Source organism: Bradyrhizobium sp. UFLA06-06 (assembly GCF_054820065.1).
Window position 1 is genome coordinate 22,968 of sequence record NZ_JADFUD010000011.1, and the last position, 15,735, is coordinate 38,702.

At 65.0% G+C, this 15,735-nt stretch carries 13 protein-coding genes; 5 read left to right on the plus strand and 8 right to left on the minus strand.

All coding sequences use genetic code 11. From position 1 onward, the window contains the following. Positions 1-178 precede the first annotated feature (178 nt). The 4 genes from IF803_RS12050 to IF803_RS12065 all read left to right on the plus strand — a co-directional run bounded on the left by IF803_RS12050 (position 179) and on the right by IF803_RS12065 (position 6,457). On the plus strand, positions 179-1,231 hold the full coding sequence (locus tag IF803_RS12050) for an ABC transporter ATP-binding protein (RefSeq protein WP_411783860.1): 1,053 nt from the start codon (positions 179-181) through the stop codon (positions 1,229-1,231). A gap of 22 nt (positions 1,232-1,253) precedes the next feature. Next, the gene (locus IF803_RS12055) at positions 1,254-2,318 is read left to right on the plus strand and encodes an extracellular solute-binding protein (RefSeq protein WP_461192283.1); all 1,065 of its coding nucleotides are present in this window, start codon (positions 1,254-1,256) and stop codon (positions 2,316-2,318) included. Positions 2,319-2,443: 125 nt separating this feature from the next. Continuing rightward, complete coding sequence (locus IF803_RS12060; protein ID WP_461192284.1) at positions 2,444-4,165, plus strand: ABC transporter permease; 1,722 nt, start codon at positions 2,444-2,446, stop codon at positions 4,163-4,165. Positions 4,166-4,348: 183 nt separating this feature from the next. Beyond that, positions 4,349-6,457 carry a S9 family peptidase gene (locus IF803_RS12065; protein WP_461192285.1) on the plus strand — a complete coding sequence of 703 codons (2,109 nt, stop codon included), beginning with the start codon at positions 4,349-4,351 and terminating at the stop codon, positions 6,455-6,457. Between the two features lie 188 nt (positions 6,458-6,645). On the opposite strand, the gene IF803_RS12070 is transcribed toward IF803_RS12065, so the two are convergent. The 3 genes from IF803_RS12070 to IF803_RS12080 all read right to left on the minus strand — a co-directional run bounded on the left by IF803_RS12070 (position 6,646) and on the right by IF803_RS12080 (position 10,014). Beyond that, entirely contained in the window at positions 6,646-7,365 is a 720-nt protein-coding gene (locus IF803_RS12070; protein ID WP_304498177.1) for a ribonuclease activity regulator RraA, read from the minus strand. Between the two features lie 101 nt (positions 7,366-7,466). Next, positions 7,467-9,206, minus strand: a complete 1,740-nt coding sequence (gene araD, locus IF803_RS12075) for an L-arabinonate dehydratase (RefSeq protein ID WP_461192359.1) — start codon at positions 9,204-9,206, stop codon at positions 7,467-7,469. 175 nt (positions 9,207-9,381) lie between these two features. Continuing rightward, on the minus strand, positions 9,382-10,014 hold the full coding sequence (locus tag IF803_RS12080) for a response regulator transcription factor (protein ID WP_018269422.1): 633 nt from the start codon (positions 10,012-10,014) through the stop codon (positions 9,382-9,384). A 152-nt stretch (positions 10,015-10,166) separates the two neighbouring features. Here IF803_RS12080 and IF803_RS12085 point away from each other — a divergent pair, with 152 nt between their 5' ends. Beyond that, on the plus strand, positions 10,167-10,475 hold the full coding sequence (locus tag IF803_RS12085; protein ID WP_461192286.1) for a hypothetical protein: 309 nt from the start codon (positions 10,167-10,169) through the stop codon (positions 10,473-10,475). Positions 10,476-10,613: 138 nt separating this feature from the next. Here the strand turns inward: IF803_RS12085 and IF803_RS12090 are convergent, their stop codons facing one another. Genes IF803_RS12090 through IF803_RS12110 form a run of 5 tightly spaced genes read right to left on the minus strand, consistent with a single transcriptional unit; the run spans position 10,614 to position 15,485 of the window. After that, complete coding sequence (locus tag IF803_RS12090; protein WP_028343631.1) at positions 10,614-10,931, minus strand: hypothetical protein; 318 nt, start codon at positions 10,929-10,931, stop codon at positions 10,614-10,616. A 3-nt stretch (positions 10,932-10,934) separates the two neighbouring features. After that, complete coding sequence (locus tag IF803_RS12095) at positions 10,935-11,792, minus strand: CheR family methyltransferase (protein ID WP_028343630.1); 858 nt, start codon at positions 11,790-11,792, stop codon at positions 10,935-10,937. 37 nt (positions 11,793-11,829) lie between these two features. Then, positions 11,830-12,219, minus strand: coding sequence for a response regulator (locus IF803_RS12100; RefSeq protein ID WP_018269419.1), 390 nt, complete (start codon positions 12,217-12,219; stop codon positions 11,830-11,832). A 43-nt stretch (positions 12,220-12,262) separates the two neighbouring features. Further along, positions 12,263-12,748, minus strand: a complete 486-nt coding sequence (locus IF803_RS12105; protein WP_461192287.1) for a chemotaxis protein CheW — start codon at positions 12,746-12,748, stop codon at positions 12,263-12,265. A gap of 22 nt (positions 12,749-12,770) precedes the next feature. Next, the gene (locus IF803_RS12110; RefSeq protein ID WP_461192288.1) at positions 12,771-15,485 is read right to left on the minus strand and encodes a hybrid sensor histidine kinase/response regulator; all 2,715 of its coding nucleotides are present in this window, start codon (positions 15,483-15,485) and stop codon (positions 12,771-12,773) included. Positions 15,486-15,735 lie beyond the last annotated feature (250 nt).

Genomic DNA, 15,735 nt, shown 5'->3' on the forward strand with positions numbered 1-15,735 from the left:
ACTGAATGTCTGGCGTCGCTTGTGACTGATACGCTCACAAGGATGACGGGATGCAGTGCATGCAACGCATTGCTAAGGCACGAACACTTTCCGTCGTCATCATTTTCCGCTTTACTGCCGGCAACAGCCGGGCACGGATCCCTGCGACACAACAAAATGGAGGGACCGCTTGGCATCGGTGGAATTGCGCGGCCTGGTCAAGCGGTTTGGATCGTTTGTCGCGGTTGATGATGTTTCGCTCACGATCGATCATGGCCAGCTGGTCTGTCTGCTCGGGCCGTCCGGCTGCGGCAAGACCACGACGCTGCGGCTGATCGCCGGGTTCCTCGAACCATCCGACGGCGAGATCCGCGTCGGCGACCGCGCGGTGTCGTCGAAGGCGCGCACGCTGCCGCCCGAGCAGCGCAACATGTCGATGATCTTCCAGAGCTACGCGCTGTGGCCGCATATGACGGTGGCGGAGAACATCGTCTACGGCCTGCGCTTGCGCAAAATGGATCGCGACACCATCGCCAAAAAGCTCGCCGCGATCCTGGCCACAACCAAGCTGGAACCGCTGGCACAGCGTTATCCGGGCGAGCTCTCCGGCGGCCAGCAGCAGCGTGTTGCGCTGGCGCGCGCGCTGATCGTCGGCCCTGAGACGCTGCTGCTCGACGAACCCTTGTCCAATCTCGACGCCAATCTGCGCGAGGAGATGCGGTTCGAGATCCGCCGCCTGCACGACGAATATCGCTACACCACGGTCTACGTCACCCACGACCAGTCCGAGGCGATGACCACAGCCGACCTGATCGCGGTGATGAATGCCGGCAAGATCGACCAGCTCGGCGCGCCTGAGGACATCTACGCGCGGCCGGAATCCGAATTCGTCGCGCGCTTCATCGGCGCCGCCAATGTGATCAAGGGCACCGCGCGCGATGCGAACCACGTGGAGTTCGCCGGTGCAACGCTCGAGGTGGTCGGCGCCACGCTGACGGCCGGCCAGAGCGCGCCGGTCGCGATCCGCCAGCATGAGATCCAGCTCGCGACGCAAGCACCCATCGCGCAGCAGAACACACTCAAAGCCATCGTGACGCGGCAGGTCTATCTCGGCATGAATCGCGACTACATGGTGGAAACCGCTGACGGCACATCGCTGCGGGTGACCACGCCGACCGAAACCGCGGTCGAGAAAGGCAGCGAGGTGTGGCTGACCTTGCCGCCCGCGCGCTGCCGGGCGCTCGGCCGATAACAACAAGAAACGGAGCGACGCGATGCAAAAGCCGATTTCCAGACGCGATGTCCTGAAAGGCTCTGCGGCGCTTGCGGTCGGCACGGTGTTCGCGTCACCGGCACGCGCCGCCGCACCCGCGCCGGTCGCGATCACGCCCGATCTCGTCGCCGCCGCGACCAAGGAAGGCAAGCTCGTGTTCTATTCGTCGATGGACCTGCCGGTCGGCGAAAAGCTCGGCAAGGCGTTCGAGGCCGCCTATCCAGGCATCACCGTGCAGATCGAGCGCTCAGGCTCGGAGCGGCTGTTCCAGCGCGTGGCGCAGGAATTCGATTCCAACATCCACGCCGCCGACGTCGTCAACAGCGCCGATGCCTCGCATTTCATCCCGTGGAAGAAGAGCGGCTGGCTGATGCCGTTCGTGCCCGAAGACGTCGCGAAGCATTTTCCCGACAGTTATCGCGACCCCGACGGCATGGCCGTAACCACGCGGCTGTGGCTGTCGTCGATCGCCTACAACACCAACCTGGTGAAGGCGGAGGACGCGCCGAAGAGCTTTGCCGATCTGCTCGACCCGAAATGGGCGGGCAAGATGGTGAAGGGCCATCCGGCCTATAGCGGCACCATCATGACCACCACGTTCCAGATCGTGCGCGAGCTCGGCTGGCCGTATCTGGAGAAGCTTGCGAAACAGCGCGTGATGCAGGTGCAGTCGTCGACCGATCCGCCGAAAAAACTCTCGCTCGGCGAGCGCGCCGTAATGGCCGACGGCAATGAATATGGCATCGTGCTCCTGAAGGAAGCTGGGCAACCGGTCGAGCCGGTCTATCCGACCGAGGGCACGCCGACGATCTCGGGTCCCACAGGCATCTTCGCCGGTGCGCCGCATCCGAACGCCGCAAAGCTGTTCCAGGCCTGGCTGCATACCCGCGAGACCCAGCAATTCTTCGTCGACTTCACCGGCCAATATTCGCTGCACGCCCACGTGCAGCCGAAGGCCGGCCGGCGCAAGCTTTCCGACATCAAGCTGATGAAGGAGGACCCGGCAGGGGTGGAAGCGATGACCGAAGAGATTAAGACGCGCTATGCGCGGCTGTTCAAAGTCTAGGACCCTCATGGTGAGGAGGCGCGAAGCGCCGTCTCGAACCATGCGGCCCCACTGGTGGCCTCGTCCTTCGAGACGCGCGTTCCGCGCTCCTCAGGATGAGGGGATAGAATGGATGCGCGGATAAGATGACCACAACCATCACCACCTCCCCGGCCCCAAGCTCCCGCATCGACTGGACACGCCCGGTGCTGTGGCTGTTCGCGGCAGTGCTCATCCTCTTGATCCTGCTGCCGCTGTCGTGGCTCGCGGTGTTTGCCTTCACCGACAAGAGCCGGCATCCGACGCTGCAAAACTTCGTCACGCTGTTCAGCAATCCCGATTTCCTCGATCCGCTGCTGACGACTGCGATCATCGCGACCACGTCGGCGCTGATCTGCTGCGTCGTCGCGGCGCCGATCAGCTGGCTGGTGTCGCGCACCGACATGCCGGGGCGGCAGACCATCCGCGCGCTGGTGACGGCCTCGTTCGTGACGCCGCCATTTCTCGGCGCGGTCGCCTGGGAACTGCTGGCGGCGCCGAACTCCGGGCTGCTCAATCAGCTCTACCGGCTGTTCGCCGGCGAGGATGCCGACGCGCTGTTCAACATCTATTCGATGACCGGGATCATCTTCGTGATCTCCTGCTACACGTTCCCGTTCGTGTTCGTGCTGGTGGCCAATGCGCTCGACACCATGCCGGGCGAGCTGGAAGATGCCTCCGCGATCCTCGGCGGCAATGCCTGGACCACGGCGCGAAGGGTGACGATCCCGCTCGCGCTGCCCGCGCTGGTCGCAGGCGCCCTGATCGCGTTCCTGCAGGCGATGACGCTGTTCGGCTCACCCGCGATCCTGGCGCTGCCGGCCGGCTTCCACACCATGACGACCAAGATCTGGAGCCTGTTCCAGTATCCGCCGAAGCTCGAGCTCGCGGCCGCCGCCGCGGTGCCGCTGCTGGTGCTGACCGTCCTGCTGCTGCAGGGCCAGAAGGCGCTGCTCGGCCGCCGCGGCTATTCGGTGATCGGCGGCAAGTATGGCGCGCCGCGCCGGGTCGAATTGCGCGGCTGGCGCTGGGCCGCGCTCGGCTTCTGCCTTTTGGTCTTACTCAATCCCGTCTTCCTGCCTTACCTCGCGCTGCTCAACGCCGCGTTCTCGCCGAACGCGACCACGCTGGTGACGCCGTCGACGGCCACGCTGCACAACATCGTCTTCGTGTTCACCGAGCTGTCGTCGACCCAGCTCGCGCTCAAGAACACGGTGATCCTCGGCACCGCGACCGCGACGATCGGCACCATCCTCGCGCTCGTCATCGCCTATGTCACGACGCGCAAGGTGATCGCGGGCCACCGCGTGCTCGGCTTCCTCGCCACCGCGCCGGTCGCAGTCCCCGGCATCGTGCTCGGCGTCGGCCTGTTCCTGAGCTACACGCGGCCGCCCTTCGTGCTCTACGGCACGCTGTGGATCCTGCTGCTCGCGTTCCTCACCATCAATCTGCCCTCGGCCTATCAGCAATTGCAGGCGGCGTTTTCGACCATCCATCCCGAGCTCGAGGAGGCGAGCCGCATCCTCGGCGCGACGCGGCTGCAGGCACTGCGCCAGATCACCGCGCCGCTGCTGCGCACCGGCGTGATCGCGACCTGGTGCTTCATCTTCATCGGCGTGATGCGGGAACTGTCGGCGGCGATCGTGCTGTTCACCTCGCAGACCAAGGTGCTGTCGGTCCTGATCTACGACCTCAACGAAGGCGGCGACCTCGCCGCGATCGCGGTGCTCGGCATCGCGATGCTGGTGATCACCTTCGCCGTGGTGCTGGCGGTGAACCGGATCCCGATGTCCGGCGGCAATGCGGGGGCGAGACTACGGAACGGGTAGCTCCCCCTAACCACGTCGTCATTGCGAGGAGCGAAGCGACGAAGCAATCCATTCTATCCCTTCGCGGAACGATGGATTGCTTCGCTTCGCTCGCAATGACGAGGCAACCAAGGATGCGCGCCCCATCTGGCAATCGCCACATTCATCCCGATATAGAGCGGAACCCCGCACCATGAGGATCGTGTGACCAAACCCGCCACCACAACATCGCCCCCTGTCGCGCCGCGCCGGCCGCATTCTTTCACCACCCACGGCATCACGGTGACCGACGATTATGCGTGGATCAAGGATCCGAAATGGCAGGAGGTGCTGCGCGATCCCTCGATCCTCGATTCCGATATCCGGAGCTATCTCGAAGCCGAGAACGGCTACACCGAGAGCCTGCTCGGCCACACCGACGGCTTGCAGAAGCGGCTGGTCAAGGAGATGCGCGGGCGGATCAAGGAGGACGATTCCAGCGTGCCGTCGCCGGACGGCCCGTTCGCCTATTTCCGCAAGTTCCGCGAGGGCGGCCAGCACGAGCTGTACTGCCGCACGGCGCGCGACGGCGGTGAGGCGCATGTCGTGCTCGACGGCGACGCGCTGGCGAAGGACCACAAGTATTTCAAGTTCGGCGGCAGCCGGCATTCCAACGATCACCGCCTGCACGCCTGGAGCGCCGACACCAAGGGCTCCGAATATTTCTCGATCCGGGTGCGCGACTGGGCCACCGGCGGCGATCTCGACGACCTCGTCGAGGAAACCGACGGCGGCGTGGTCTGGGCTGCGGATTCCAGGAGCTTCTTCTACGTCAAGCTCGACGACAATCACCGGCCGATGCAGGTGTGGCGGCACAAGCTCGGCACCCAACAGGCCGACGACACCCTGATCTATGAGGAGCAGGATCCCGGCTGGTTCACCCATCTGCACGAGAGCGCGAGCGGCCGCTTCTGCGTGATCGCGGGCGGCGACCATGAGACCTCGGAGCAGCGGCTGATCGATCTTTCCAATCCCGACGCGCCGCCGCGCCTCGTCGCGGCGCGCGAGGAAGGCGTGCAATATTCGATCGCCGACCGCGGCGACGAGTTGTTCATCCTGACCAATGCCGACGATGCCATCGACTTCAAGGTCGTCGCCGCGCCGCTCACAGCGCCCGAACGCAGCAACTGGCGCGACCTGATCCCGTATCGCGAGGGCGTCTATGTGCTCGACGTCGAGCTCTATGCCGGCCACATGGTGCGGCTGGAGCGCGCCAATGCGCTGCCGGCGATCGTCATCCGCGATCTCAGGAGCGGCGAGGAGCACGCGATCGCCTTCGACGAGGCGGCCTATTCGCTCGACACCATGGGCGGCTACGAGTTCGACACCACCAACTTGCGTTTTGCCTATTCGTCGATGACGACGCCGTCGGAAGTCTATGACTACGACATGGCGACGCGGGTGCGGGTGCTGCGCAAGCGCCAGGAGATCCCGTCCGGCCACAACCCGGCGGACTACGTCACCACGCGCATCATGGCGACGTCGCATGACGGCGCGCAAGTGCCGGTCTCGATCCTGCATCGCAAGGACTTTGTCCGCGACGGCAAGGCGCCGCTCTTGCTCTACGGCTACGGCTCCTACGGCATGGCGATGCCGGCATCGTTTGCCGCCAACCGGCTGTCGCTGGTCGACCGCGGCTTTGTCTATGCGATCGCGCATATCCGCGGCGGCGCCGACAAGGGCTGGGGCTGGTATCTCGACGGCAAGCGCGAGAAGAAGACCAACACGTTCGACGATTTCGCCGCCGCCGGGCGGGCGTTGATCGAGACGAAATACACGAGCGCCAAGCGCATCGTCGGCCACGGCGGCTCGGCGGGCGGCATGCTGATGGGCGCGGTCGCCAACCGCGCCGGCGAGCTGTTCGCCGGCATCGTCGCCGAAGTGCCGTTCGTCGACGTGCTCAACACCATGCTCGACGACACGCTGCCGCTGACGCCGCCGGAATGGCCGGAATGGGGCAATCCGATCGAGAGCGAGAAGGATTTCCGCACCATCCTGTCCTATTCGCCCTACGACAATGTCGCGGCCAAGGACTATCCGGCGATCCTGGCGATGGGCGGGCTCACCGACCCGCGCGTCACCTATTGGGAGCCGGCGAAATGGATCGCGCGGCTGCGCGCCACCATGCGCTGCGGCGGCCCGGTGCTGCTGCGCACCAACATGGGCGCCGGCCACGGCGGCGCCTCCGGCCGCTTCAACCGCCTCGACGAGGTCGCGATCGTCTATGCGTTTGCGCTGTGGGCGGTCGGGATGGCGGACAAGGCGGAGGTGTAGACCTCGTAGCGGGATATCTCCCCATCGTCGTCCTGGCGAAAGCCAGGACCCATACCGCGTGATCCATCGAGCAAGGAAGTCGCAGTACCACGGCACGCAACGCAACTGGCTGTCTTCGCCAAACTCCTCCCTGTGGTTATGGGTCCCTGCTTTCGCAGGGACGACAGCGCAGGGCGGGGCGAAAAAAGCTACCGCCCCTTCGCCTTCCGCCACGCAGCAAAATCCTTCAGCGTCTGCTCGTCGGTCGCGGGATAGAGCCCGAAGATGCCGCGGCCGTTCTGGACCTGCTCGGTGACGAAATCCTCGAACGCGGTCATCTCGAACGTCTCGTCGGCGATCTCGTCGGCGAGATGCGCCGGGATCACGATCACGCCGTCGCTGTCGCCGAGAATGACGTCGCCGGGAAACACCGGCGCATCGCCGCAGCCGATCGGGACGTTGATCTCGATCGCCTGATGCAGCGTCAGGTTGGTCGGCGCGCTCGGGCGATGATGAAAGGCCGGGAAGCCGAGCCGCGCGATCTCGGCCGAATCCCGGAAGCCGCCGTCGGTGACGATTCCGGCGCAGCCGCGCTTCATCAGCCGCGTCACCAGGATCGCGCCGGCCGACGCCGCGCGCGCATCCTTGCGGCTGTCCATCACCAGCACCGCGCCCACGGGGCAATCCTCGATCGCCTTGCGCTGCGGATGCGCACGATCGCGGAACACCTCGATGGTGTTGAGGTCCTCTCGCGCCGGCATGTAGCGCAGCGTGAAGGCCTCGCCGACCATGGTCGGCTGATCCGGGCCGAGCGGATGAACGTCCTGGATCATCTGGATGCGGAAGCCGCGCTTGAACAGCGCGGTCGCGACGGTCGCGGTGGAGACGGATTTCAGCTTGTTGCGGGTGGTGTCGCTGAGTTTTGACATGGGATTTTCCGGTTGTCATTCCGGGGCGATGCGTCAGCATCGAACCCGGAATCTCGAGGTTCCGGGTTCACGCTTCGCGTGCCCCGGAACGACGTTGTGAGTCAGTAAATCGACGGCTCGCCGACCGGCTTGCCAAAACCGGTCTCGAGGAAATCGAAGTCGCAACCCTCATTGGCCTGCTTGATGTGCTTCGAAAACATCCAGCCGTAGCCGCGCTCGAAGCGCGGCTCGGGCGGCGTCCATTCGGCGCGGCGCCTGGCGAGCTCGGCCTCGGACACATCGAGATTGATGGTGCGCGCGGCGACGTCGAGCGTGATGCGGTCGCCGTTCCGCACCAGCGCCAGCGGCCCGCCGATATAGGATTCCGGCGATACGTGCAGGATGCAGGCGCCGTAGCTGGTGCCGCTCATCCGCGCGTCCGACAGCCGCACCATGTCGCGCACGCCCTGCTTCACCAGCTTGGTCGGGATCGGCAGCATACCCCATTCAGGCATGCCCGGCCCGCCCTGCGGACCGGCATTGCGCAGGATCAGCACGTGATCGGCCGTGACGTCGAGGTCGGGATCATCGACCGCCTTCTTCATCGACGGATAGTCGTCGAACACCAGCGCTGGCCCGGTATGCTTGAGGAAACGCGGATCACAGGCGCTTGGCTTGATGACGCAGCCATCGGGCGCGAGATTACCCTTGAGGACCGCGAGCGCGCCCTCCTTGTAGATCGGGTTGTCGACGGTGCGGATCACGTCGTCATTGTGCACTTCGGCGCCTGCGATGTTCTCGCCGAGTGTCTGGCCGGTGACGGTGATGCAGTCGAGATGCAAATGCTGCCTGATCCGGTTCATCAGGCCGGGCAGCCCGCCAGCATAGAAGAAATCCTCCATCAGATAGAGGTCGCCACTCGGCCGCACATTGGCAATCACCGGCACCTTGCGGCTCGCTTTCTCGAAATCATCCAGGGAAATGTCCTGGCCGGCGCGGCGCGCCTGCGCGATGAGGTGAATAATGGCGTTGGTCGAGCAGCCCATCGCCATCGCGACCGTGATCGCGTTCTCGAAGGCCTTGCGGGTCTGGATCTTCTGCGGCGTGAGATCCTCCCACACCATCTCGACGATGCGGCGGCCGGCCTCCGAGCTCATGCGGATGTGGTTGGCGTCGGCCGCGGGGATCGACGAGGCGCCCGGCAGCGTCATGCCGATGGCTTCCGCGATCGCGGTCATCGTCGAGGCCGTGCCCATGGTCATGCAGGTGCCATAGCTGCGGGCGATGCCGGCCTCCATGTCGACCCAGTCCTTGTCGGAGATCTTGCCGGCGCGGCGCTCGTCCCAGTATTTCCAGGCGTCCGAGCCGGAGCCGAGCGTGCGACCCTTCCAGTTGCCGCGCAGCATCGGTCCGGCGGGCAGGTAGATCGCCGGCAGGTTCATGCTGGTGGCCCCGAGCAGCAGGCCGGGCGTGGTCTTGTCGCAGCCACCCATCAGCACCACGCCGTCGACCGGATGACCGCGCAGCAGCTCCTCGGCGTCCATCGCCAGCATGTTGCGGTAGAGCATCGTGGTCGGCTTCAACAGCGATTCCGACAGCGACAGCGCCGGCAGCTCGAGCGGAAAGCCGCCGGCCATCAGCACGCCGCGCTTGACGTCGTCGACCCGGCTCTTGAAATGCATGTGGCAGGGCTGCGCATCCGACCAGGTGTTGATGATCGCGATCACCGGCCGGTCGCGCCACTCCTCGGGCGCGTAACCCATCTGCATCGCCCGCGACCTGTGGCCGAAGGCGCGCAGATCATCGGGTGCGAACCAGCGCGCGCTGCGCAATTGATCCGGGGTCTTGTTCTTTTTCGTCATCGCCATGTGTCTCGACATTGCTCGTGCGCGCGCGGTCCCGGCACGCTTGCCCTGCGTCAGGCATACACTCGATTTTCAGACATGTCGTCCCGCCCCCGGCGCAGACGTGCCGTTCGCTGAACGTGCGCCGCACGGGCTCCGCAATGTGGCAATCGGAACGTAAACCGGCCTTGGCTTATTTTTGCTGCGCCGTCATCACGATGCGGACCAGATCGGCGGCGTTGCGCGCGCCGAGCTTCTTCATGATGTTGGCGCGGTGATCCTCGATCGTGCGCGGACTGATGCCGAGGTGGCGGCCGGCTTCCTTGTTGGAGGCGCCCGCGGTGAACTGCTCGAGCACCTCGCGCTCGCGGCGGGTCAGCGGCTCGCGGCCCGGGAAGTGCAGCGCGGCGATCCGCGACGCCGAGGTCTCGGCCTGGCGCCTGGTGTAGGCGTCGATCGCCTCGTTCAGACGGCTCACGATCTCGTTGCCGCGGAACGGCTTCTCGATGAAGTCGAGCGCGCCGTTCTTGATGGCGCTGACCGCCATTGCGATGTCGCCCTGACCGGAGATCATGAAGATCGGCGCCGGATAATCCTCGCCATGCAGCTCTCTGAGGATATCGAGGCCGGATTTGCCCGGAATATGCACGTCGAGCAGGATGCAGGCCGGCGTCCTGCTGCGCGCCACCGCGAGCAACGCCGCGCCGTCCGCGAAGCAGATCACCTTGTAACCAGCGGTCGACAGGACCACTGAAAGCGTCTCGCGAACGGCAGGATCGTCGTCGACTACAAAGATTTCCCCGCGCGGAGCGCCATTCTCAACCATATGCATCGTCCATCAGTGGTGAAGCGTGCTGCCCTGACCGCACAAGAACTAACTAGACCATCTCGATCAATGGACCCGTATTTGTACGGGACGTCCGCTTAACGCACAAGTAGCACCGCGTTCCCTAAAAGTGGGGCAGTGGAGAAACATGCATGGAAAATGCAGCGGCGGACCGCGTTGCAGCGCGCTTGGACGAGGGCAGTGATCCCACCGGTCTGATCGTGACGGACCTGGTCGCGCTGATTGGCCATGTCCAGGCGAGCCTGCGGCTGATCGAAGCAGCGATTGCGCGCGAAGCCGTGCTGGCCGCGCGGCAGGCCGACGCCGACACCGTCGTTCGCGACGACGTTACCCCGCGCTATCTCACAGCATCTACCGCCCTGAAGGCATGCGATGCCGGCCTCGGCGCGGCGCTCGACCGCCTGCGCGATTCCGGGGCACCGGCGCGTCTGCTGAACTGACCCGCCGCCACCGACGGGTTCGGCCCATCACCTCGATTGTCCCGACGACGCCCAACCCATCAGGCGGCAATCTGTTCCACGCATCGTCCGGATTGGCCGCGGGCCTTGCCCGCCCGGCCGGATCAGGTCTTCTTGACGTCAGGCCCTGGCCCGCTCTTCGTCGGCGGACGACCGCCGCTTGCTCGGCTTGCCCTTGAGGAAGCTGATGTCCATTTCGGTGCCGTTGACGCGGACCAATTCGCAACGGCGATAGGCAAGTCCGGTCGAGGACAGCAGGAGGAAAAACTCCTTCAGGTTGAGCCCCTGAATGGAACCTTCGACCGTCAGCGACGCATCGGTGTCGGAGATGGCATTGAGCTGGCAGTCGCGCCGCCAGGTGCCGTCGATGGCCATGATGCAGACATCGACGCCCCGGCTGAAGGTGACCCGCTCAATGGATTTGCCGTCCTCGGTCATCGCTCAATATCCGACCGCCATGGCAGGCCTAGGCATGGCGAGCCCGCCCCGCACTCCGCTCGGCCGATACAGGCCACGCCGCTCGGGAAGCGGCTTGAACGTGTCGGTCAGGCCGACCACGGTTTCGGCGGCACCCAGCACCAGGAAGCCGTCGGCCTCCATCAAGCGGGCGAGACGGTTGAAGATGTTGATCTTGGTGTCCTGATCGAAATAGATCAGCACGTTGCGGCAGAAGATCACGTCGAACGTGCCGAGCTGGGAGAAATCGTGCAGCAAATTGAGCTGGCGGTGCTGCACCATCGCGCGCAATTCGGGATTGACCTGCCAGAATTCACCCGACTGCTTGAAGTACTTGACCAGCATCTGGATCGGCAGCCCGCGCTGCACCTCGAACTGGCTGTAGATGCCGGCCTTCGACTTCTCCAGCACCTCCTGCGACAGATCGGTCGCGATGATCTCGACGCGCCATCCGGCAAGCGCCGCGCCCATTTCCTTCAGGCACATCGCCAGCGAATAGGGCTCCTGGCCGGTCGAGCCGGCGGCGCACCAGATCCGGACGCTGCGGCGCGCGGCGCGTGCCTTCAGCACCTCCGGCATGATGGTGTCGCGGAAGTGCTCGAACGGCACCTTGTCGCGGAAGAAGAACGTCTCGTTGGTGGTCATGGCCTCGACCACCTGGACGGTGTGCGCGGACGAGCCCGCCTTGATCTTGGCGACCAGGTCGGGGATGCCGGACAGGCCGCTTTTGCGCGCCAGTGGCAGCAGGCGGCTCTCGATCAGATATTGCTTGTCCGCGGACAGATCGAGACCGGACTGGTCCTTCAGGAGCTTACGCAGATACTCGTAGTCGGGGGGCGTCACGGGAGCCTCACAAGGGACTGAATGGTGAAACTGGGTGTCAGGCTTCGGCCGACGCGTCGAGCGCCAGCAGGCCGACTTCCTGGAATTTCGCGATCACGATGTCCTTGTCGAACGGCTTCATGATGTACTCGTTGGCACCGGCATGCAGCGCCCGCGAGATGTGGTCGATGCCGTTCTCGGTGGTGCAGAACACGACCTTGGGCTGATCGCCGCCGGGCATGCGGCGGAGCTGCACGAGGAATTCGAATCCGTCCATGACCGGCATGTTCCAGTCGAGCAGCACGGCATCCGGCAGCGCGCGCTTGCAGGCTTCGAGCGCGACCGCGCCGTCCTCGGCCTCGATGACGGTGAACTCCATTCCTTCGAGGATGCGGCGCGCGATCTTTCGCACCACGCCGGAATCGTCGACGACGAGACATGTCTTCATGTGTTGGCCTCCTTGTGGAATCCACCGTCTCCGCGGTGGAGTGTTACGCTGCAGCAGCTGTCCTTGGATCGGTCTTGGGCACCAGTTCGAGCACGCGATCGACATCGAGGACGACCATGAGCTGGCCGTCGAGGCGGTGGACGCCGCCGGCGAGCTTGGCCATGCGGGGATCGAGATTGACGGGGTTGTCCTCGCGGCTGTCGTCGGGCAGCCGCAGCACCTCGCCGATCTGGTCGATCAGCAGGCCATAGGATTCGCCGCGCTGGTCGACGCCGACCGCCATTGGCAGCTGGCCATCGTCGGACTTCGGCAGCCCGAGCCGGGCGCGCATGTCGACCACGGTGACGATGCGGCCGCGCAGATTGAGCACGCCGGCGATCTCGCTGGAGGCCAGCGGCACCCGCGTCAGCCGCTCCGGCATGAACACGTCCTGCACCCGCGAGATCGGCAGGCCGAACAGCTGCCCGCCGATCACGGCGGTGACGTATTCGGCCATGGCGCCTTCGCTGGTTTCGGTCTTGCTGGTCATCGTTTTGTCCCTTCAAGCCCGGTCATGCCGCCCGGCGCAGTTCGGCGGTCTGCTCTTTCAGCGCGGCGATCAGCCCGGGACGGTCAAACTTGGCGACATAGTCGTGGAAGCCGGCCTGCCGGCCGCGCTCGATTGCCGCCGGCGACACCATCGCCGACAGCGCGATGATCGGCAGCTGGTTGAAGTTGTGGTCGCTTCGGATGTTCTCGGCGAACTCGAAGCCGTTCATCTCGGGCATCTCGATGTCGGTCAGCACGACGTCGAAGCTTTGTCCCGAACGCAGCGCGGCGAGCCCTTCCTGCGCGCCGCCCGCGGTCCTGACCTTGTAGCCGGCGGCCTTCAAGACCGGCGCCAGCATGTTGCGGAAGAACGCCGAGTCATCGACCAGCAGCACCGACTGCGCCGAGGCCGACGGGCGCATCTCCTTGCGCGAGAACCAGTCGGCGAACGCCATCGGCAGGAAGTGGCCGACGTCGATCACCTCGGTGGCCTGGCCCTTGATCACCGCCGAGCCGAGGATGCCGTCCTGCGAACCCGCGACCTCGATGTTGAGCCGCTCCTCGACGATGTCGATGATCTCGTCGACCACGAGCCCCATCGAGCGGCCGTCGTCGGCGAACACCAGGATCGGCTGCGAGCCCTGGTTCTGCACCTCGACGCCGGCCATCTGCACCAGCGGCATCAGCTGCTCGCGGTACTGCACCATGTAGCGGCCGTTCGAGAGCTCGATCTTGTCGGTTGCGATCTCCTCCAGCCGGGTGACGAGGCCGAGCGGCACCGCCTTGGGCTGCGAGGAGCCGGCGCGGAACACCAGCAGCGAGGTCAGCTGCTCGCCGCTCGCGGCATGCGCCGCGGCATTGTCGTCGGCGAGGTCATGGGCCGAGGAGCCGGACGCGCCGAGGGCTTTCGCAATGCCGTTGGGGTCGATGATCATGATCACGGCGCCATCGCCCAAAATGGTGTTGCCGGAGAACATGTCGATGTGCCGCAGCTTGGTCGACATCGGCTTGACCACGATCTCCTCGGTATGGAACACGCCGTCGACCACGATGCCAAAGGTCTGGCTGCCGACTTGCGTGACCACGATGAAGCCGTTCTCGGCATCCGTGGAGGTCGCGCCGTCGTCGATCTTCAAGAGCTTCTTGAGGTGGATCAGCGGCAACAGCTTGTTGCGCAGCCGCAAGACCGCGGTGTCCTTGATCCGCTCGATGCGGTGCTCGGAGTTGGCGCGGGCCCGCACCAATTCGACCACAGACAATTGGGGAATCGCAAAACGGTCGCCGCCGGCTTCCACGATCAGGGCGGAGACGATCGCCAGGGTCAGCGGGATCTTGATGGTGACCGAGGCGCCCTCGCCGGCCACGCTCTTGATGTCGATGGTGCCGCCGATCTGGTCGATATTGGTGCGCACCACGTCCATGCCGACGCCGCGGCCGGACACCGAGGTCACCTGCGCGGCGGTCGAGAAGCCCGGCGCGAAGATGAACTTGTGGATCTGGGCCTCGGTCATCTTCTCGAGCTCGGCCTCGGTGACGAGACCGTTCTGGAGCGCCTTGGCCTTGATCCGCTCGGTGTTGAGCCCGCGGCCATTGTCGGCGATGCAGATGATGATGTGGCCGCCCTCGTGATAGGCGGAAAGACGGATGGTGCCCTGCTCCGGCTTGCCGGCCGCGACCCGCTCGGCGGTGGTCTCGAGCCCATGATCGGCGGAGTTGCGCACCATGTGCGTCAGCGGATCCTTGATCAGGTCGAGCACCTGGCGGTCGAGCTCGGTGTCGGCGCCGTGCATCTCGAGCTCGATCTGCTTGCCGAGTTCGCCGGAGAGATCGCGGACGATGCGCGGCAGCTTCTGCCAGGCATTGCCGATCGGCTGCATGCGCGTCTTCATGACGCCTTCCTGCAGCTCGGCGGTGACGTTGGAGAGCCGCTGCAGCGGCACCTTGAACTCGGTGTCCTCGTTGCGCCTGCTAATCTCGAGCAGCTGGTTGCGGGTCAGCACCAGCTCGGAGACCATGGTCATCAGGTGTTCGAGGGTGTCGACATTGACCCGGATCGACTGGTTGGCGATCTTGTCGCCTTCCTGGACATCCTCGGCAGCCGCCTTGCGGGCCGGCTTCCTGGCGGCTTCAGCCGGCTCGGCGGCGGGAGCCGCAGCAACAGCGGGCTTAGCGGCCGGCGCCGGTGCTGTGACTTCAATCTCGGTCTCGCGGAAGGCGCGCTCGAGCTCGTCGAGCGAGACCTCGCCGGGACGCAGCGGACGCTCCAGCGTCTGCACCACCAGGGTGCCCTCGGTCATGTCAGCCTGCACCGACGGGGCTTCAACGACCGGCACATCTTCTTCGGCAGCAGCCATTGCCGCCATGCCGTGCTCGACCATGGCCTCGAGCTGATCGATCAGGTCGCGGTCGTTGCCTTCAGGCTCGGCCTCGGTCGCCTCGAGGCCGCCGAGGATCTCCTTGATGCGGTCGATCGAGGACAGGATCAGCGTCACGGCTTCCGCCTTCACCGGCATGCCGTCGCGGAATTTGCCCATCAAGGTCTCGCCGGCATGCGCCAGCGCCTCGAGCCGCGGCAGCCCGAGGAAGCCGCAGGTGCCCTTGATGGTGTGCACCAGGCGGAAAATGTTATCCAGGATCTTCGCGTTGTTCGGATCCTGCTCGAACTGCACCAGCTGGTTGTCGACCGTATCCAGGCTCTCGCTGCTCTCCGTCAGGAACTCGCGCAACAGATCGTCCATGGATAGGTCCCCTCAAGGTGCTACGGAACGCTCGCCTTGCATCGATAACTTGGCCGGTTTCACGGCGACGTTAATTTTGCCGTCCGTGCAAATACGGACGATGAAGCCCTTCAGCAGTTCGACGACGCATCACGACATCACGGCCAGTCTCACAAGGACAGGCCCTTACCACCCGAACGGGAAAGAGGCCGTTCCATCGCTCATCGCAATTTGAACTAATTGGAATTGAGGACCGCTAAGTCGTGCGAAA

Coding starts and splice junctions, on each gene's coding strand:
- IF803_RS12055 (WP_461192283.1), top strand. CDS start 1,254: ATGCAAAAGCCGATTTCCAGACGCGATGTCCTGAAAGGCTCTGCGGCG.
- IF803_RS12060 (WP_461192284.1), top strand. CDS start 2,444: ATGACCACAACCATCACCACCTCCCCGGCCCCAAGCTCCCGCATCGAC.
- IF803_RS12070 (WP_304498177.1), bottom strand. CDS start 7,365: ATGTCAAAACTCAGCGACACCACCCGCAACAAGCTGAAATCCGTCTCC.
- araD (WP_461192359.1), bottom strand. CDS start 9,206: ATGACGAAAAAGAACAAGACCCCGGATCAATTGCGCAGCGCGCGCTGG.
- IF803_RS12080 (WP_018269422.1), bottom strand. CDS start 10,014: ATGGTTGAGAATGGCGCTCCGCGCGGGGAAATCTTTGTAGTCGACGAC.
- IF803_RS12085 (WP_461192286.1), top strand. CDS start 10,167: ATGGAAAATGCAGCGGCGGACCGCGTTGCAGCGCGCTTGGACGAGGGC.
- IF803_RS12090 (WP_028343631.1), bottom strand. CDS start 10,931: ATGACCGAGGACGGCAAATCCATTGAGCGGGTCACCTTCAGCCGGGGC.
- IF803_RS12100 (WP_018269419.1), bottom strand. CDS start 12,219: ATGAAGACATGTCTCGTCGTCGACGATTCCGGCGTGGTGCGAAAGATC.
- IF803_RS12105 (WP_461192287.1), bottom strand. CDS start 12,748: ATGACCAGCAAGACCGAAACCAGCGAAGGCGCCATGGCCGAATACGTC.
- IF803_RS12110 (WP_461192288.1), bottom strand. CDS start 15,485: ATGGACGATCTGTTGCGCGAGTTCCTGACGGAGAGCAGCGAGAGCCTG.